Source organism: Janthinobacterium sp. J1-1 (assembly GCF_030944405.1).
Classification (GTDB): Bacteria; Pseudomonadota; Gammaproteobacteria; order Burkholderiales; family Burkholderiaceae_D; genus Janthinobacterium.
In genome coordinates this window covers 829,806-847,513 of the sequence record NZ_CP132339.1, presented here as the reverse complement: position 1 = coordinate 847,513, position 17,708 = coordinate 829,806, and the positions used below count along the sequence as shown (strand labels likewise).

Genomic DNA, 17,708 nt, shown 5'->3' with positions numbered 1-17,708 from the left:
TTAAAATTCCTTGCGGGCGGTGATGCCGAAGTAACGGCTGTCGTCGCGCGGCACGCCGCGCGTCACGTAGCCGGTGGAGGCGACCAGGTTGGTCGCATACGATTTGTTGGCCAGGTTTTTGGCCACCAGCGCCACCCGCCAGCCGCCGTCCGTGGACGACAGGGTCACGCCCGCGTTGAGCAGGCCATACGCGCCCTGGATCGCGTCCGGCGACTGGAACAGGTCGTACTGCGTGCGGCTCTGATAGCTGTAGTCGGCCGACAGGTCCAGCAGCAGACCGTTATTGAGCGGAATGCCGTAATTGGCGCGCACAAAGCTTTTCCATTTCGGCGAAAACGGCAGGGTCTTGCCATTCAGGTTGCACGAGGCGGCAGCGGCGGCCGGGCAGTTGAACTGGTCGATCTGCGCGTCCGTATAAGCCAGCGCCGCGTTCAGGCTCAGCTGCTGCGTGGGGCGCGCCGTCACATCCAGTTCCAGCCCGCGCGTGGAGACTTCGCCCGCGTTGATCAGGCGCGTGACGACGGCGCCGGCCACCGTGTCATAGAAGTTGGCCTGGTAGTCCTTGTAGGCGGTATGGAAGGCGGCCACGTTGACCGTCAGGCGGCGCTGCAGCCAGCTTGACTTCAGTCCCAGCTCGAACGCGTCCGAGGTTTCGGGTTTGAGCGCCAGGGTGTCGCGCGCCAGCATATTGAAAAATACATTGTAGGCGGGCCCCTTGTAGCCGCGCGAATAGGTGGCGTAGGTATTGATGCCCGGCGCCAGGTCGTACTGCAATCCGACCCTGCCCGAATAGCCATCCTTGGTGACGGAACCGGCGCTTTGTACACCTGGCTGCACGCCCGCAAAGGCGGTGGTTTGCGTGGAGGTGCGCGCGTGGTCGTAGGCCAGTTCGTCGCGGTTCCAGCGGGCACCCGCGATGCCGCGCAGGGCCGGCGTGAAGTTCAGCGTGGCTTCGCCAAACACGGCATAGCTGTCGTTCTTGACGCCATAGTCGGCGCGGCCGCTGTTGACCGTATTCGTCGTGACGATGCGCTGGTAGACTTCGCGGTCCTTGCCGTGCAGGTAGAAGGCGCCGGCCACGTAGTCGACAAAGCCGTCTTTAGGCGAGGCCACGCGCAGCTCCTGCGAGACCTGCGAAAACGCCACCGTGCCGATATCGCGCGTGGCCGGATACGCGGCCGTGATGCGCGACGCCTCGGCACTGTTGCCGATCGCCGAGGTGCTGGTGTATTGCGCATTGTCCCAGTCGCGCGCGGCGCTGATCGAGGTGAAGGTGTAGCCATCCACGCGCCAGTCCACCTGGGCGGAAACACCACGGTTGGTGTCGCGGATATCGCTGGGCAGGTCGACATTGACGCTGCGGTTATCCGGCCGCGCCACCACCGGCGCAATCGCCTGCGAAAACGCGGCGCTGGTCGATTTATACGCCGTGAAACTGGGCGAGCCGGTGCCGCGCAGGTAGTCCGCAATCAAGGTGATATCGAGGTCCTCGCGCGGCGTGATATCGACACGGGCGCGCAGGCCCTTGCGCTCGTAGCCGTTCACCTTGCCGCCACCGGCATGCACGTTATTGACGTTGCCGTCGTAGTCCGCATACAGGGCGTTCAATGACGCCGCGATCACGTTCGGCACCAGCGCGCCGGAGACGCCCGCGCGCACCCTTTTTTCATTGCCTTCGTAGTAGCCGCCGTCGACAAAACCGGCCAACTGCTGGCCCGGCTTGCGGCTGACCACATTCAATACGCCCGACGAGGCGTTCTTGCCGAACAGGGTGCCTTGCGGGCCGCGCAGCACTTCCACGCGGTCGATATCGAGCAGGTCCAGGGTGGCCTGGCCGGGGCGCGCCAGCACCACGCCGTCGATCACGGTGGAGACCGTCGGCTCGACGCCGGGCGAGGTGGAAATGGTGCCGATGCCGCGCACGAAAATGGTCGAGTCCTTGTTGCCTCCCTGCTGACGGAAGGTGGCGCTCGGGATCTCCTGCACGATGGACTCGATGCTGTTGCGGTTGGCCTGTTCCAGCCGTTCGCCATCGATCACGGTAATGGCCAGCGGCACCGACTGCAGGCTGGCGTTGCGGCGCGTGGCGCTGACCGTCACGCTCGGCACTTCATTGCCCGCCTGGACCACGCCGATGGCGGCCGCTTCGGCGACGACCGCCGCGTCGCCCTGGTCCGCCACGTCGGTGGCGTGCACGCCGCCGGCCAGCAACACGCTGGAGAGCAGCAGTCCCTGTTTCAATGCCGCCTGGCTGGCGGTGCGCTTGCTATGGTTCTGTTGCATGGTATTACCCCTGTAATGGTTTGCCGGGCTTATGCGAAAAACGCATCTGTGCGGTCATGAAATCAACTTTGTCCTGCCCGGCAACTCTGCTAGACTTTTTATGGTACCGGTACCGTTTGAAGTGTCTTTGATGGCCAGATTGAAGTCAAAGAATTAAAAAAACCTTGGATATGTCTTTTAGGAATAAGCGCATGGCGGATGAAAAACCAGCAGCAAGCACGCGCAAGCGGCGTGGCTCGGGCCGCGCCACCATCCACGACGTGGCGCGCCTGGCGCAAGTGGGTTCGATCACGGTGTCGCGCTACCTGAAGCAGCCGTCGCAGGTGTCGACCGAACTTGGGGCACGGATTGCGGCGGCCGTGACGCAGTTGCACTATGTGCCCAACCTGGTGGCGGGCGGCCTGGCCTCGACGCACAGCCGCATCGTCGGCATGGTGATCCCGAATATCTCGGGCCCCATCTTTGCCAATACCATCCAGAGCTTCAGCGATACCTTGAGCGCCCACGGCTACCAGCTGCTGCTGGCGTCGAGCTATTTTTCGCAGGAACAGGAAGAAAGCGCGGTGCGCGCCTTTCTCGGCTGGTCGCCGGCGGCGCTGGTGGTGACGGGGCCCTTCCACAGCAAGGCGACGGAAAAGATGCTGGCCGAAGCGCATATCCCGGTGGTGGAAACCTGGGACTACCGGCCGCGCCGCAAACCGATACAGGTGGGCTTTTCGAATGTGGACGTGGGCGTGCAGCAGGCGCGCTACTTGATCGACAAGGGCTATCGCCGCATCGCCTTTGTGCAGAACAGCCTGGCGGGCGACCTGAGCGCGCTGGACCGGCGCGACGGCTATGCGCAAGCGATGAGCGAGGCGGGCCTGAAACCGTGGACTTTTATCCCGACGGAAGCCGCCCCCTTCGATGCGGGCCGCCAGGCAATCGAAGCGCTGGCGCTGCGCAAGAAGCCGGCCGACGCCATCATCTTCGCCAACGACAACCTGGCCGCCGGGGCGCTGCTGGCAGGCCAGCGCGCCGGCATCGCCATGCCAGCGCAATGCGCGCTGATGGGCTTTGGCGACTATGCGATTTCGCCGCTATTGATGCCCAGCCTGACGACGATACGCCCGCCCGCGCGCGCAATCGGCGAAATCGCCGCGCTGCGCATCCTCGAAGCGCTGGGCGTGGTCAGCAGCGACAGCAAACACGCCAACGCGCGCCTGAACCGCCTGGCGTGCGAAGTCATCGCGCGCGAAAGCGCGTAACTCCCCTACCAAGGAACAGCATGAACATCATCAAAAAAACAGGAATGGCGCTGGCATTGTCGGCGGCGTTCGTGGCCCACGCGGCCGAGCCGATCAGCATCGGCTTCCAGAAAGGCAGTGGCCTCTTGGCCGTCTTGAAAGCCCAGGGCACGCTGGAAAAAACCCTGGGCGCGCAGCAGCGGCAGGTGCGCTGGATCGAATTCCCGGCCGGCCCGCAAATGCTCGAAGCGCTCAATACGGGCAGCATCGATTTCGGCAGCACGGGCGCACCGCCGCCCATCTTCGGCCAGGCGGCCGGGGTCGACCTGCTGTACGTGGGCGCGGAACCGGCGCCGGTCTCCAGCGAAGCGATTTTCGTGGCGAAAGATTCGCCGCTGAAAAATGTGAAGGAACTGAAGGGAAAACGGGTGGCGTTCCAGAAGGGTTCCGGTTCGCACTTTTTGCTGGTGGTGGCGCTGCAGAAAGCAGGATTGACCATGCGCGATATCGTGCCGATCCATCTTGGCCCGGCCGAGGCGCGCGCCGCCTTTGTCAGCGGCAAGATCGACGCCTGGGTGGTATGGGACCCGTATTTCGCTTCGGCCCAGCAGGCGTACGCGGTACGCGTGCTGGCCGACTACCAGGGCCTGCCGCAAGCCAATGGTTTTTACCTGGCTTCGCGCAAGTTCGCGCAGCAGTCGCCACAGGTGTTATCCAGCATGCTGGACCAGGTCCGTGCCACCGGTCAGTGGGCCGCCAGCCACCCGAAAGACATCGCCGCCCTGATCGGCCCCTTGACAGGTTTGCCGCCCGAGATAGTCGCCACCTGGCAGGCCCGTACGCGCTATGGCGCCGTGCCCGTCACGGCCGACATCATCGCCAACCAGCAGCGCGTGGCCGACCTGTTTTACCAGCAGAAGTTGATCCCGAAACCGGTCAATGTGGCGGGGAGTGTATGGGTGTGGAAACCCACGGGAAAGTGATCAGTGCTTGTGACCGCAGCTCGGGCCATGGACGTGACCGCCCGACGACTGCTTGATCGTCATATCCGCCTTGGCATCGCGCCCGCTGTCGCCCGGAAACCCGGCCGCCGTCAGATTGTCCAGGTATTGCTGCCACAGGGTCGCCTGCTCGGCGCCCAGCTTGTACAGATAGGTCCAGGTGTACAGGCCGGAATTGTGGCCGTCGCTGAAGGTGGGCTGGACGGCGTAGTTGCCGACCGGGTCCAGGCTGTTCAGGCCCACCAGGCGCTTGCCCAGCTGCAGGGTTTCCTGGCCCTTGCCATGGCCTTGCACTTCGGCCGACGGCGAATACACGCGCAGGTATTCGAAGGGCAGCGAAAAAGCCGCGCCGTCGTCAAAGGTAATTTCCAGCACGCGCGACTGGTTGCGTACGGTAATGCCGGTGGGTTGGGGAGTAGCTGTGCTCATGGATAAACTCTTTATGCGGTCAAGGTCAAGCGGTCAAACGGTCGATAATGGCGGTGCGCAACGCCGGCAACAGCGCGCGGCGCGCGGCCAGCACCTCGGGCAGCGTGGCGCGCTGGACCACGGCCCAGCTCGGGTTCGGAAAATGCGCGTCGTCCTGGTAACGGGGAATGATATGCCAGTGCACGTGCGGCGTCATGTTGCCGAAGCTGGCCACATTGACCTTTTCCGGCTGCATCACTTCGCGCACGGCCAGCTCGACTTGCCACACCACTTCCATGACATAGTTGCGCTCGCCTGGCGTCAGGTCCGTCATTTCCTTGACGTGCTGGTTCCAGATCACGCGGCAAAAGCCGGGATAGGCAGGGTCGTCGACAGCCACCACCGACAGGCGGTCGCTGCGCCACAGCAAGGCGTCAACGCCCTGCTGCTGCGCAAAGCCGTCCAGCAAGCCGCACAGATCGCAAGGCGTGGCCATTACACCAGCACCCGCTCGATACCGCCATCATTGGCGCGTTTCACATAGTCCGGCATCCAGTTCTCTCCCAGCAAGTGTTTGGCGATCTCGACGACGATATAGTCGGCGGTGGTGCCCGAATCGTCATTGTAGCGCGACAGGCCTTGCAGGCAGGACGGGCAGCTGGTGAGGATTTTCACGTCGCCCGTAAAACCGTCGCCGCGCAGCTTGTCGGCGCCCTTGACCATCTCTTCTTCCTTGCGGAAACGCACTTGCGTGGAAATGTCGGGGCGCGTGACGGCCAGCGAACCGGATTCGCCGCAGCAACGGTCGTTCTTCTCGATCTTCACGTTGTCCACCGTGCTGATCAGGGAGTTGATGGTCTTGCCCGATTCCTGCAGCTTCATCGGATTGTGGCAAGGCTCGTGGTACATATAGCGCGTGCCGTTGACGCCTTCCAGCTTGACCTGTTTTTCCAGCAGGTATTCATGGATATCCATGATGCGGCAGCCAGGGAAAATCTTCTCGAACTGGTAGGTGGCCAGCTGGTCATAACAGGTGCCGCACGACACCAGCACCGTCTTGATATCCAGATAGTTGAGCGTATTGGCCATGCGGTGGAACAGCACGCGGTTATCCGTCATCATCTTTTCGGCCTTGTCGAACTCGCCGGCGCCCCGTTGCGGATAACCGCAGCACAGGTAGCCAGGCGGCAAGACCGTCTGCACGCCCACTTCCCACAACATGGCTTGCGTGGCCAGGCCTACTTGCGAGAACAGGCGTTCCGAACCGCAACCGGGGAAGTAGAACACGGCTTCCGTATCGGCCGTGGTCGTCTTCGGATTGCGGATGATCGGAATGACTTTATCGTCTTCGATATCGAGCAGCGCGCGCGCGGTTTTCTTCGGCAGGTTGCCCGGCATTTTCTTGTTGATGAAGTGGATCACCTGCGCCTTGACGGGCGGCTTGCCGGTCGATGGCGGCGGCGCCTTGGTCTGTTTCTTGGCAAATTTCTTCAGCAAATCGTGGCCCAGGCGCTGCGCCTTGTAGCCCCAGCCGATCATGACCTGGCGCGTGGCGTTGATCGTCACCGGATCGGTGGCGTTCAGGAACAGCATGGTGGCCTTGGTGCCCGGATTAAAACTCTTCTTTTCCATCTTGCGCAGCAGGTTGCGCATATTCATCGACACGTCGCCGAAGTCGATATTCACCGGGCAAGGCGTAACGCACTTGTGGCACACGGTGCAATGGTCGGCCACGTCTTCGAACTCCTCCCAATGTTTGATGGAAATGCCGCGACGGGTCTGTTCCTCGTACAAAAACGCTTCGATCAGCGACGAGGTCGCCAGTATCTTGTCGCGCGGCGAGTACAGCAAGTTGGCGCGCGGCACGTGGGTCGAGCACACGGGTTTGCACTTGCCGCAGCGCAGGCAGTCCTTGACGCTGTCGGCAATCGCGCCGATATCGCTTTGCTGCATGATCAGGGACTCGTGCCCCATCAGGCCGAACGATGGCGTATAGGCATTGCGCAGGTCGGCGCCCATGCCCGGCAAATTGAGCAGTTTGCCCTTGTTGAACCGGCCTTCCGGATCGATGCGCAGCTTGTAGTCGCGGAAGTCGCCGATCTCTTCTTCCGTCAGGAATTCCAGCTTGGTAATGCCGATACCGTGCTCGCCGGAAATCACGCCGTTCAGCGAACGGGCCAGTATCATGATGCGGCCCACGGCTTCGTGGGCGTCCTGCAGCATTTCGTAGTTGTCCGAGTTGACCGGCAAGTTGGTGTGCACATTGCCGTCGCCGGCATGCATGTGCAGCGCCACGAAGACGCGCGAACGCAGGATGCGCGCGTGAATCGCGGTCGCTTCATCGAGGATCAGCTTGAAGGCGGCGCCGTTGAAGATCTGGCGCAGCTGGGCGCGGATTTCCTGTTTCCAGGTCACGCGCACGGTGCGATCCTGCACCACGTCGAACAGGGTGGCGCCAGGCTGGTTTTCCAGGCGCGCATCGAACACGGGCAGCAAGCGCTCCATGCCCAGTTCGGCCAACTCGTTTTTCACATCGGCCAGCGGACGGTCCAGCTGGGCCAGCAGATACGTCCAGCGGCTTGTGACCTGCGCCAGCAACTGCTGCGCCTGCTCGGCGCGGTCGCCCAGCATTTCGGCGTCGTCGACGCGGTCGTCCGAGGCGTCGTCGCTCTTGCCGATCGGCAGGTTGCCCTTGTCAAAGAACTCGGTCAGGGCCGCGGCCAGCTGCAGCTTGTTCCTGATCGACAGCTCGATATTGATGCGCTCAATGCCGTCCGTATATTCACCCATGCGGTTGAGCGGAATGACCACGTCTTCATTGATCTTGAAGGCATTGGTGTGCTTGGCGATCGCCGCCGTGCGGGCGCGGTCGAGCCAGAACTTCTTGCGCGCTTCGGGGCTGACGGCGATAAAACCTTCACCGACACGGGTATTGGCGATACGCACCACTTCCGAGGCCGCTTGCGCGACCGCATTTTCATCGTCGCCGACGATGTCGCCGAACAGCGCCATCTTCGGCAGCACGCCGCGCTTCGACTTGGTGGCGTAGCCGACCGCGCGCAGATAGCGCTCGTCCAGGTGCTCCAGGCCCGCCAGGCGGATGGTCGTGTATTGCTCGCCCTTGGCCGGCAAGCCGTCCAGGTAATCCTTGATTTCCACGATCGACGGAATCGCGTCGCGCGCCTGGCCGAAGAACTCCAGGCAGACGGTGCGGGCGAACTTCGGCATCTTGTGCAGGATCCAGCGCGCCGACGTGATCAGGCCATCGCAACCCTCTTTCTGGATGCCCGGCAAGCCGGCCAGGAATTTGTCGGTGACGTCCTTGCCCAGGCCTTCCTTGCGGAATTTGCGGCCAGGAATTTCCAGGATTTCCGTCTTGAACGGCGCGTTCGGCTTGGTCGCGTCGCGCGTGCTCGGGTGGCGCCATTCCAGCTGGAAGCGCGCCAGTGCGATATCGTGGATCTTGCCCAGGTTATGGTCCAGGCGCGTGACGTCGAGCCAGTCGCCATTCGGGTCGACCATGCGCCACGAGGCCAGGTTGTCCAGCGCCGTGCCCCACAGCACGGCCTTCTTGCCGCCCGCGTTCATGGCGACGTTGCCGCCGATACACGAGGCATGCGCCGAGGTGGGGTCGACGGCGAACACGAAACCGGCCTTCTCTGCCGCTTCCGAGACTTTATTGGTGATCACGCCGGCGCCCGAATAAATCGTCGCGTATTCGTGCGTGAGGCCCGGCAAGACCGTCATTTCGACGGCGCCCAGGTTGATCAGTTTTTCCGTGTTGATCACGGCCGACATCGGCGTCAGGGGAATCGCGCCGCCCGTGTAGCCGGTGCCGCCGCCGCGCGGGATAATGGTCAGCCCCAGCTCGATACAGCCTTTCACCAGGCCGGCCATTTCTTCTTCCGTATCGGGCGTCAGCACCACGAACGGGTATTCCACGCGCCAGTCGGTGGCGTCGGTCACGTGCGAGACGCGCGTCATGCCGTCGAAGCGCACATTGTGCTTTTCCGTGTAGCGGCCCAGCACCTTGACCGTGCGCTTGCGCAGGTCATAGGTCTTGCGGAATTCGTCGCCAAAATCGGCCACCGCCTTGCTGGCGGCTTTCAGCAACAGTTCGACATTGTGGCTGCGCGCCTGCGCCACTTCCGGCGACTCGCCACTGGCGGCAACGTCGCCGCCGGCCGCGTCGATGCTCAAGCGGCGCTTGTCGACTTCGGCCAGCCGGTGATGCAGGGCATCGATCAGGCCCTGGCGGCGCTTGGGGTTGTCGAGCAGGTCGTCCTGCAGGTAGGGATTGCGGCGCACCACCCAGATATCGCCGAGCACTTCATACAGCATGCGCGCCGAGCGGCCCGTCTGGCGCGCGCCGCGCAGCTCGTCGAGCAGGCGCCACGAGTCCTCTCCCAACAGGCGTATCACGATCTCGCGATCGGAAAACGACGTGTAGTTATACGGGATTTCGCGCAGGCGGCTGGCTGCGGGACCATTGGGCGTTTCTGCCAGTAAAGCTTGGATATGTGCGGGAGCGTTCATGGAATATGGTGACGATGTGGACTGGACCCTAAAGGGCCATTTTATCTTATTGCGCCGCACCATGCGGGAACAGCCTTAGGCCGCCTAAGGTTTAAGCAGCATGCCTGCAACAAAAGCAAATATGGCAAAGCCCGTTTTTGGATGAATAAAAGTTCTATCCGGTAGCACTTTCCGCTGGAAAATGCCAACTTTCCCAAGGCCCTGCAAATTATCAGACTGCCCAATCATGGGGCAAAGGGGCGTTGCAAAACGCCCCACGGTCGACCTTCTCAGGACAGCATCTGTCCAATCCGGTGCCATACGCCATCGGGCACATACAGCAGCAAAGTGGTCATGGTCAGGTAGCGCGCGCACTTGCCGACCGCCATATAGGCCACGCTGGGCCAGAACGGCAATTTCAGCCAGCCGGCCAGGGTGCACAGCGGATCGCCCACGCCCGGCAGCCAGGCCAGCAGCATGGTCTTGGCGCCGTAGCGGGCCAGCCAGCGGAACCAGCGCGTGTCGCGTTCCTTGGCGAACGCCTGCTTGGCGCGGTAGCCCATCCAGTAGTCGACGGCGCCGCCCAGGGTATTGCCGACGGTGGCCACCGCGATGGTGGGCCAGAACAGGGCGGGGTTGGCCTTGATGACGGCGAACACGGCCGGCTCGGAGCCGAGCGGCAGCAAGGTCGCTGAAATAAAGCTGATCAGAAAGACCGATGTCAGCCCGACCTCCGGCGCCGCTATCAGTTGCAGCAGCCAGGTGATTGCGGATTCGATCATTGAACACTTCACGGTGCGGTAAGGCTCTCCATTATAATGAAGAGCAGCTTGCGCGCCGCACGAACCGTGCGGACAGGCAAGGGCTCACCGGCCCGCAGTTCCACAGAGCATGCTTGCCGCCCCGCTATCCGCCCCGGGCCAGGCATGCCGACGTACACGCTCCAGTGCACTTCCTGGCCCAGAATCACTCGCTTGCAGACTATGAACATCGACTACCTCAAGAAAATCCTGACCGCGCGCGTCTATGACGTTGCCTCCGAAACGCCGCTGGAACTGGCGCCTGCCCTGTCGCAGCGCCTCGACAACCAGATTTACTTCAAGCGCGAGGACATGCAAAGCGTGTTCAGTTTCAAGATTCGCGGCGCCTACAACAAGATGGCGCAGCTGAGCGAAACCCAGCGCAAGCGCGGCGTGATTTGCGCCTCGGCCGGCAACCATGCCCAGGGCGTGGCCCTGTCGGCCGCCCGCATGGGCTGCCGCGCCGTGATCGTCATGCCGACCACTACGCCGCAGGTCAAGGTCGAGGCCGTCAAGGGACGCGGCGGCATGCAGGTGGAAGTGGTGCTGCACGGCGAGTCGTACACGGATGCCTACAACCATGCGCTGACGCTGGAGCAGGAACAAAAGCTCACCTTCGTGCACCCGTTCGACGATCCCGACGTGATCGCCGGCCAGGGCACCATCGGCATGGAAATCCTGCGCCAGCATTCGGGCCCCATCCACGCCATCTTCGCCCCCATCGGCGGTGGCGGCCTGATCGCGGGCATTGCCGCCTACGTGAAGCAGATCCGCCCCGACATTCGCATCATCGGCGTGCAGAGCGTCGATTCGAACGCCATGGCCCGCTCGCTGAAAGCGGGCGAGCGCGTGACCCTGAGCGACGTGGGCCTGTTTGCCGACGGCACGGCCGTGCGCCTGGCCGGCGAGGAAACCTTCCGCCTGGTGCAGGCCTATGTCGATGAAATCATCACCGTCGACACGGACGCCATCTGCGCCGCCATCAAGGATGTGTTTACGGATACGCGCTCGATCCTGGAGCCGTCCGGCGCGCTGGCCATTGCCGGCGCCAAGGCCTATGTGGAACGGGCCAGCCTGACCAAGCACCCGATCGTCAACCAGACCCTGGTGACGATCGCCAGCGGCGCCAACATGAATTTCGACCGCCTGCGGTTCGTGGCCGAACGGGCCGAACTGGGCGAGTTCCGCGAAGCCGTGTTCGCTGTCACCATGCGCGAACAGCGCGGCAGCTTCAAGCGCTTCTGCTCGCTGATCGGCGCGCGCAACGTGACCGAATTCAATTACCGCATCAGCGACGAAAAAGACGCTCACGTGTTTGTCGGCATCCAGATCGCCGACCGCCATGAATCGGGTGCGATGGCCAAGCGCTTCGAAGAGCACGACTTCCGCACCCTCGACCTGACCCACGACGAGCTGGCCAAGTCGCATATCCGCCACCTGGTGGGCGGCAAGAGCCGGCTGGCGCAGGACGAGCTGCTGTACCGCTTCGAATTCCCCGAGCGCCCGGGCGCGCTGATGCGCTTCCTCGACAGCATGGCGCCGAACTGGAATATTTCGCTGTGCCATTACCGCAGCCAGGGCGGCGACGTGGGCCGCATCCTGATCGGCCTGCAGGTACCGCCCGACGAGATGGGTGAATTTGCGCGCTTCCTCGATACGCTGGGGTACCGGTATTGGGATGAGACCAGTAATCCGGTCTATAAACTGTTTTTGGGATAGTTGTGATTCAGCAGAGGGCTGGGGTCAGACGGGGACGCCGAGTCCGACGGGTCTGACCCCGAAATAGGCTACCATTCGTCCTTGACTGAATTTACGCCATCACCATGACCACCACCATTGATCTCGCCGAACTGTCTCCCCTGGGCAAAAGCTCGGCCTACCGCAGCGATTACGCGCCGGAACTGCTGTTTCCGATTCCGCGCCAGGGCAAGCGCGACGAGCTGGAACTGCGCGGCACCCTGCCCTTCTTTGGCCTCGATATCTGGAACGCCTACGAATTGTCGTGGCTGAACCTGCGCGGCAAGCCGCAAGTGGCCGTGGCCAAGGTCAGCGCGCCGGCCGACTCGCCCAATATCATCGAATCGAAATCGTTCAAGCTGTACCTGAACTCGTTCAACCAGACCAAACTGGACAGCCCGCAAGCGCTGCTGGCCCTGCTGAAACAGGATCTGTCGAACGGCTTCGGCGCGCCGGTGCAGGTGGAACTGACCTTGCAGGAAGACTTCGGCAAGCTGAAGATGGGCGAATTCGACGGCGTGCTGCTGGACCGCCTGGACCTGGAAATCACCGACTACACGCCCTCGCCGCAACTGTTGAAAGCGGCGCTGGACGAGGCGCCGGTGGAAGAAAAACTGGTGTCGCACCTGCTCAAATCGAATTGCCTGGTGACCGGCCAGCCGGACTGGGGCAGCGTGCAGATCGAGTATGCGGGACCGCAGATCGACCAGGAAAGCCTGCTGCGCTACCTGATCGGTTTCCGCGAACACAATGAATTCCATGAACAATGCGTCGAGCGCATCTTTGTCGACATCTTGCGCCAGTGCAAGCCGCAAAAATTGTCGGTCTACGCGCGCTACACGCGCCGCGGCGGGCTGGACATCAACCCCTGGCGCAGCAACTTCAGCACCGGCAAGCTGCCCGGCAATCTGCGCAACGCACGCCAATAAGTACTGGTCATGGCCGCCCGAAGCGCGCAGAATGATGCTTTCAGGAATGCTGGCTGTGTTTTAAAACAACGCCAGCGTTGATGATGCAAGTAACACAAAACGCTGAAAAGTCGGAAAATCGGCATTCGGCGACGGAAAAACCGGCAGGAGATTCGTTTTCAATCAAGAAATAGCTAATTCCCTTTGACGTTATTTTTTTGATAAAATGTTTGCTTCTCCCGCCAGAGTGCCCACTGCGCCGGCAGCGAGCATATACTGTTGAGAATTGGCGTTACAGGCCACACAAACAGGCCTATAATTCGGCTCGCAAGCCCTCTGCGCATTGCACCATTTCATTGAGTGTCATGACTAATCTTAGCAAAATATTATCCCTCGAAAACGTCCTCCTGGACCTGGAAGTCTCCAGCAAAAAGCGCGCTTTCGAGCAAGCCGGCCTGATCTTCGAAAACAACTACGGCATCGCCCGCTCTACCGTATCGGACAATCTGTTTGCCCGTGAACGCCTGGGCTCGACCGGCCTCGGCCATGGCGTCGCCGTGCCGCATGGCCGCATCAAGGGCACCAAGACCTTGAAAGCGCCGCTGGGCGCCTTCGTGCGCCTGGCCGAACCGATCCCGTTCGAGTCGCCGGACGGCAAGCCGGTCAGCCTGCTGTTTTTCCTGCTGATCCCCGACCATGTGACCCAGCAACACCTGGAAATCCTGTCGGAAATCGCCGAAATGTTTTCCGACGACGCCTTCCGCACGGCGCTGGCCACCGATCCGGAACCGAAATCCGTGCATTCGCGCATCGTCAATTGGCAACCCAGTCTGCAAGCGGCGGGTTAAACTTCAGGAACTCCTCCACTCCTGAAGAAAACTGCCATGTTGCAAACGCCGCTGACGATACAACGCCTGTACGACGACAATCGCGAAAGTCTGCAACTGGGCTGGTTCGCCGGCTTTCCCGGCGGCGAGCGCCTGATCTCGGGCGACGTCTCGTCGGCCGCCGACCAAGTCGGCCACTTGAACCTGATCCACCCGGGCCGCATCCAGGTATTTGGCCACCAGGAAATCAATTACTACCAGCGCCTGAAGGTCAATACACGTACCCACGTGATCGGCGAACTGATCGCCGGCGGCCCGCCCGCGCTGATCATCGCGCAAGGCCTGGAAACGCCGCCCGACATCCTCGCCATCTGCGACGAGCAGAATATCCCGCTGTTTTCCACTCCGCTGCCGGCCGCGCAAGTGATCGACTTCCTGCGCGTCTACCTGTCGAAAAAGCTGGCACAGCGCATCATCATGCACGGCGTATTCATGGACGTGTTGGGCGTGGGCGTACTGATCACGGGCGACTCGGGCCTGGGCAAGAGCGAGCTGGGGCTCGAACTCATTTCACGCAGCCACGGCCTGGTGGCCGACGACGCCGTCGAGTTCTCGCGCATCGCCCCCAACATGATCGAAGGCCGCTGCCCGCCGCTGCTGCAGAACCTGCTCGAAGTGCGCGGCCTGGGCCTGCTCGACATCAAGGCCATCTTTGGCGAGACGGCCGTGCGCCGCAAGATGCGTTTGAAACTGATCGTGCATCTGGTGCGCCGCAACGCGCTGGAAGAGGAAGTCGAGCGCCTGCCTTTCCTGTTCCCCACCGAAGACGTGCTGGGCCTGCCCGTGCGCAAGGTCGTCATCCCCGTCGCCGCCGGCCGCAATATCGCCGTGCTGCTGGAAGCGGCCGTGCGCAATACCATCTTGCAGCTGAGGGGGATCGATACCTTGCAGGAGTTCATGGAGCGGCAACGATTGGCAATGAGCGGAGACTAGGCGTTGCAAGGGCGAACCGTTAGACAGGCAATGCGTGGTGATTAAAGCCGCGGTCAAACCCCACTTTGCCCAGCCAGATCTTCATAATCAAATGCAATGATTTGCAAAGAAATTTGTTGCGGGGGCGCACAGGCAATCTTTATTGTATGATCGCGCCTATGCACATCATTCTACTTACCGGCATCTCCGGCTCCGGCAAATCTGTCGCACTCAAGGTGCTGGAAGATACCGGTTATTACTGTGTCGACAATCTGCCGCCTGCCTTGTTGCCAAGCCTGGTGCAGACCTTGCTCGACGAAGGAACCAGCAGGCTCGGTGTCGCGGTCGACGCACGCAGTGCCGAATCGCTGGCCAACCTGCCACACAATGTGTCACTGCTGCGTGCGCAGGGGCATGATGTCAAGGTGCTGTTTCTGACCGCCACCACGCACTCGCTGGTGGCGCGCTTTTCGGAAACGCGGCGCAGCCATCCTTTGTCGCATGAGTTGCTTCCAGGTGAGAATCCGGCCAGCCGCCGCACGCTGATCGAATGCATTTCGGAGGAGCGCGAGCGGCTGTCGGCGATCCAGCAACTGGGCCATGTGATCGATACTTCGGAACTGAGCGCCAACAAGCTGCGCGCCTGGGTCAAGGATATCGTCGCCTCCGAACGCGCGCCGCTGACCCTGTTCTTCGAGTCGTTCGCCTTCAAGCTGGGCGTGCCGCTGGATGCCGATTTCGTGTTCGACGTGCGGGCCCTGCCCAATCCGTATTACGACCTGGCGTTGCGGCCGCTCGATGGCCGCGATGCGCCCGTGATCGCTTTTCTGGACGCCCAGCCCAGCGCGCTGGAACTGTTTGCGGATATCCGCGATTTCGTGGAAAAGTGGCTGCCGTCGTTCAAGTCCGACAACCGCAGCTATCTGACGGTCGCACTCGGCTGCACGGGTGGCCAGCACCGTTCGGTGTATATGGCGGAACACCTGGCGCAGTATTTTGCCGACCGCGAACGGGTCGTGCTGCGCCACCGCGAGCGTAACTGAGCCGGAAAAATGGGCGCAAAAAAGGGCGCGAAGATCAAACAGCGCGCCCTTAGTTGATCACAACAATCTGGAGCGGCAGGCCTAGACGGCGGCGGCTTCTTCAGGAGTGTTGTCTGGCAGATGCTTGATCGCCTCTTTACCGTGCCCTTGCACTTTGGTTTTGTACTTCATCACTTGCCGGTCCAGCTTGTCGATCAGGCTGTCGATCGCGGCATACAGGTCTTGCGCCAGGCTTTCCACGTAGACGGTCTTGCCGCTCAGTCGCAGATTCACTTCGGCCTTCTGGCGTTTTTCTTTCTCTTTGAGGTTGTCGACGGTCAGAATCACGGCAATATCGATAACGTGATCGAAATGGCGTTTCACGCGCTCCAGTTTGGTTTGTACGTATTCACGGATGGCTGGTGTCACTTCGAGATGATGTCCGCTGATGGTGAGATTCATACACACTCCTAAAGATGATCGGGTTCGTGCGGTGTCCATCGTTCCGGCCCGCAGAGGAACCGAAAAAACTACAAAGACTTACGCAGACTCACTGGCGGAATTTTCAACGCTTCCCGGTATTTGGCAACAGTACGTCGCGCAATCACCATGCCTTGTTCCCCCAGCATGTCCGCAATCTTACTGTCGGATAAAGGATTTTTAGGGTTCTCTGCTCCTGTCAATTGCACGATCAAGGCCCGTATCGCCGTCGATGACGCCTCCCCTCCTGCTTCGGTGGCGACGTGGCTGCCAAAGAAATACTTCAACTCAAACATTCCATGCGGGGTCAGCATGTACTTTTGGGTTGTTACCCGCGAGATAGTACTCTCGTGTAAACCCAGTGTATCAGCTATTTCGCGAAGCACAAGTGGCCGCATGGCAACTGCGCCGTGCGAGAAAAAATCCTTTTGCCGTTCCACGATCGCCTGCGCCACGCGCAGGATGGTGTCGAAGCGCTGGCGCATGTTCTTGATCAGCCACTTGGCTTCCTGCAACTGCGCACCCATGCCGCCTTCGCCCTTGCCCTGCTTGAGCAGGTTGGCGTACATGGCGTTCACGCGCAGGCGCGGCATGACGTCATTGTTGAGCGATACCTGCCAGCCATTGCGGGCCCGCTTGACCACCACGTCCGGCACCACGTAATCGGACACGTCGGAAGCGAACACGGCGCCCGGATGCGGGTTGCACAAGCGAATCACGGTCTGTGCTTCGCGCAAGTCTTCATCGTCGCAGTCGAGGGCTTTCTTGAGCTTGTTGAAGTCGCGCTGGGCGAACCAGGTCAGGTGTTTCTCGACGATGTTCAAGGCCATGCGCCGCGTCACCAGCGCCACCTGCGGCAAGCGTTTGATCTGCAGCGCCAGGCATTCGGACGCATTGCGCGCACCCACGCCGGCAGGGTCGAAACTTTGCAGCAGCGACAGCGCCGTGCGCAGCTCATCCGCATCGACTTCCAGTTCTTCCGGCAGGCGCGCCAGGATATCGTCGAGCGGCTCTTCCAGGTAGCCATTGTCGTCGAGCGCATCGATGATCAATTCCACCAGCGCGCGGTCGCGCAGCTCCAGCACGGTCACGCGCATCTGTTCCATCAGGTGTTCGCGCAAGGTGCAGTGATGGGCCTCCAGTTGCGGACGGGAATCCTCGTCATCGGGCGCCTTGCCGCGGCTGGCCTCGTTCCAGTCGCTGTCGCCGCCCTCGGACGCGGCCGTGCTCTCGCCGCCATCGCCGTCAAACGACTCCGCTTCGGCGGCTGGCGCCGGCGCTTCCTGGCCCGGCGGCGCCGGTGGCGCTTCGCCGGGGGCGGCGGTCGAACTCAGGGCGCCATCGGACAGCAGGCGCAGCGAGCGGTCGAGCGGATCGTCGAGCCGTTCCAGCAAGGGATTATCGGTCAGCAATTGCTCCAGCTCCTGGTGCAATTCCAGCGTGGACAGTTGCAGCAGGCGTATCGATTGCTGTAATTGCGGCGTCAGTGCCAGGTGCTGCGAGGTGCGCAGTTGCAGGGATTGTTTCAT

General features: G+C 61.8%; 14 protein-coding genes. 7 read left to right on the top strand and 7 right to left on the bottom strand.

The annotated features are described in order from the left end of the window. On the bottom strand, positions 1 to 2,283 hold the full coding sequence (locus Q8L25_RS03790) for a TonB-dependent receptor (RefSeq protein WP_308923611.1): 2,283 nt from the start codon (positions 2,281 to 2,283) through the stop codon (positions 1 to 3). Between the two features lie 191 nt (positions 2,284 to 2,474). Here Q8L25_RS03790 and Q8L25_RS03785 point away from each other — a divergent pair, with 191 nt between their 5' ends. Both Q8L25_RS03785 and Q8L25_RS03780 read left to right on the top strand, forming a co-directional pair. Further along, positions 2,475 to 3,530, top strand: coding sequence for a LacI family DNA-binding transcriptional regulator (locus tag Q8L25_RS03785; protein WP_308923610.1), 1,056 nt, complete (start codon positions 2,475 to 2,477; stop codon positions 3,528 to 3,530). 20 nt (positions 3,531 to 3,550) lie between these two features. Next, positions 3,551 to 4,492 (top strand): aliphatic sulfonate ABC transporter substrate-binding protein, encoded by a 942-nt coding sequence (locus Q8L25_RS03780; RefSeq protein ID WP_308923609.1) that lies wholly within the window; start codon positions 3,551 to 3,553, stop codon positions 4,490 to 4,492. Here the strand turns inward: Q8L25_RS03780 and Q8L25_RS03775 are convergent, their stop codons facing one another. From Q8L25_RS03775 to Q8L25_RS03760, 4 genes are all read right to left on the bottom strand, one after another. Further along, positions 4,493 to 4,939 (bottom strand): DUF971 domain-containing protein, encoded by a 447-nt coding sequence (locus Q8L25_RS03775; RefSeq protein WP_308923608.1) that lies wholly within the window; start codon positions 4,937 to 4,939, stop codon positions 4,493 to 4,495. 25 nt (positions 4,940 to 4,964) lie between these two features. Then, a complete protein-coding gene (locus Q8L25_RS03770) occupies positions 4,965 to 5,414 on the bottom strand; it encodes an HIT family protein (RefSeq protein ID WP_308923607.1) in 450 nt (149 codons plus the stop codon). Further along, positions 5,414 to 9,454: a DUF3683 domain-containing protein gene (locus tag Q8L25_RS03765; protein ID WP_308923606.1), complete on the bottom strand. Its 4,041-nt coding sequence runs from the start codon at positions 9,452 to 9,454 to the stop codon at positions 5,414 to 5,416. The genes Q8L25_RS03770 and Q8L25_RS03765 overlap by 1 nt, the downstream gene beginning before the upstream one ends. A gap of 269 nt (positions 9,455 to 9,723) precedes the next feature. Then, positions 9,724 to 10,215 carry a YqaA family protein gene (locus Q8L25_RS03760; protein ID WP_308923605.1) on the bottom strand — a complete coding sequence of 164 codons (492 nt, stop codon included), beginning with the start codon at positions 10,213 to 10,215 and terminating at the stop codon, positions 9,724 to 9,726. Positions 10,216 to 10,416: 201 nt separating this feature from the next. Here Q8L25_RS03760 and ilvA point away from each other — a divergent pair, with 201 nt between their 5' ends. From ilvA to rapZ, 5 genes are all read left to right on the top strand, one after another. Next, positions 10,417 to 11,952 (top strand): threonine ammonia-lyase, biosynthetic, encoded by a 1,536-nt coding sequence (ilvA, locus tag Q8L25_RS03755; RefSeq protein WP_308923604.1) that lies wholly within the window; start codon positions 10,417 to 10,419, stop codon positions 11,950 to 11,952. A 104-nt stretch (positions 11,953 to 12,056) separates the two neighbouring features. Next, positions 12,057 to 12,899, top strand: coding sequence for an NADPH-dependent 7-cyano-7-deazaguanine reductase QueF (gene queF, locus Q8L25_RS03750; RefSeq protein ID WP_308923603.1), 843 nt, complete (start codon positions 12,057 to 12,059; stop codon positions 12,897 to 12,899). A gap of 344 nt (positions 12,900 to 13,243) precedes the next feature. Continuing rightward, a complete protein-coding gene (locus Q8L25_RS03745; RefSeq protein ID WP_308923602.1) occupies positions 13,244 to 13,726 on the top strand; it encodes a PTS sugar transporter subunit IIA in 483 nt (160 codons plus the stop codon). A 36-nt stretch (positions 13,727 to 13,762) separates the two neighbouring features. Next, the gene (gene hprK / locus Q8L25_RS03740) at positions 13,763 to 14,698 is read left to right on the top strand and encodes an HPr(Ser) kinase/phosphatase (RefSeq protein ID WP_034753337.1); all 936 of its coding nucleotides are present in this window, start codon (positions 13,763 to 13,765) and stop codon (positions 14,696 to 14,698) included. 158 nt (positions 14,699 to 14,856) lie between these two features. Further along, entirely contained in the window at positions 14,857 to 15,720 is an 864-nt protein-coding gene (gene rapZ / locus Q8L25_RS03735) for an RNase adapter RapZ (RefSeq protein ID WP_308923601.1), read from the top strand. An 81-nt stretch (positions 15,721 to 15,801) separates the two neighbouring features. Here the strand turns inward: rapZ and hpf are convergent, their stop codons facing one another. After that, positions 15,802 to 16,161: a ribosome hibernation-promoting factor, HPF/YfiA family gene (gene hpf, locus Q8L25_RS03730; RefSeq protein WP_065310093.1), complete on the bottom strand. Its 360-nt coding sequence runs from the start codon at positions 16,159 to 16,161 to the stop codon at positions 15,802 to 15,804. 68 nt (positions 16,162 to 16,229) lie between these two features. Further along, positions 16,230 to 17,708, bottom strand: a complete 1,479-nt coding sequence (locus Q8L25_RS03725; RefSeq protein WP_308923600.1) for an RNA polymerase factor sigma-54 — start codon at positions 17,706 to 17,708, stop codon at positions 16,230 to 16,232.

Bases quoted from the DNA above. Each gene is read 5' to 3' on its own strand.
- Q8L25_RS03790 (WP_308923611.1), bottom strand. From the start codon at position 2,283: ATGCAACAGAACCATAGCAAGCGCACCGCCAGCCAGGCGGCATTGAAA.
- Q8L25_RS03785 (WP_308923610.1), top strand. From the start codon at position 2,475: ATGGCGGATGAAAAACCAGCAGCAAGCACGCGCAAGCGGCGTGGCTCG.
- Q8L25_RS03780 (WP_308923609.1), top strand. From the start codon at position 3,551: ATGAACATCATCAAAAAAACAGGAATGGCGCTGGCATTGTCGGCGGCG.
- Q8L25_RS03775 (WP_308923608.1), bottom strand. From the start codon at position 4,939: ATGAGCACAGCTACTCCCCAACCCACCGGCATTACCGTACGCAACCAG.
- Q8L25_RS03770 (WP_308923607.1), bottom strand. From the start codon at position 5,414: ATGGCCACGCCTTGCGATCTGTGCGGCTTGCTGGACGGCTTTGCGCAG.
- Q8L25_RS03765 (WP_308923606.1), bottom strand. From the start codon at position 9,454: ATGAACGCTCCCGCACATATCCAAGCTTTACTGGCAGAAACGCCCAAT.
- Q8L25_RS03760 (WP_308923605.1), bottom strand. From the start codon at position 10,215: ATGATCGAATCCGCAATCACCTGGCTGCTGCAACTGATAGCGGCGCCG.
- ilvA (WP_308923604.1), top strand. From the start codon at position 10,417: ATGAACATCGACTACCTCAAGAAAATCCTGACCGCGCGCGTCTATGAC.
- queF (WP_308923603.1), top strand. From the start codon at position 12,057: ATGACCACCACCATTGATCTCGCCGAACTGTCTCCCCTGGGCAAAAGC.
- Q8L25_RS03745 (WP_308923602.1), top strand. From the start codon at position 13,244: ATGACTAATCTTAGCAAAATATTATCCCTCGAAAACGTCCTCCTGGAC.
- hprK (WP_034753337.1), top strand. From the start codon at position 13,763: ATGTTGCAAACGCCGCTGACGATACAACGCCTGTACGACGACAATCGC.
- rapZ (WP_308923601.1), top strand. From the start codon at position 14,857: ATGCACATCATTCTACTTACCGGCATCTCCGGCTCCGGCAAATCTGTC.
- hpf (WP_065310093.1), bottom strand. From the start codon at position 16,161: ATGAATCTCACCATCAGCGGACATCATCTCGAAGTGACACCAGCCATC.
- Q8L25_RS03725 (WP_308923600.1), bottom strand. From the start codon at position 17,708: ATGAAACAATCCCTGCAACTGCGCACCTCGCAGCACCTGGCACTGACG.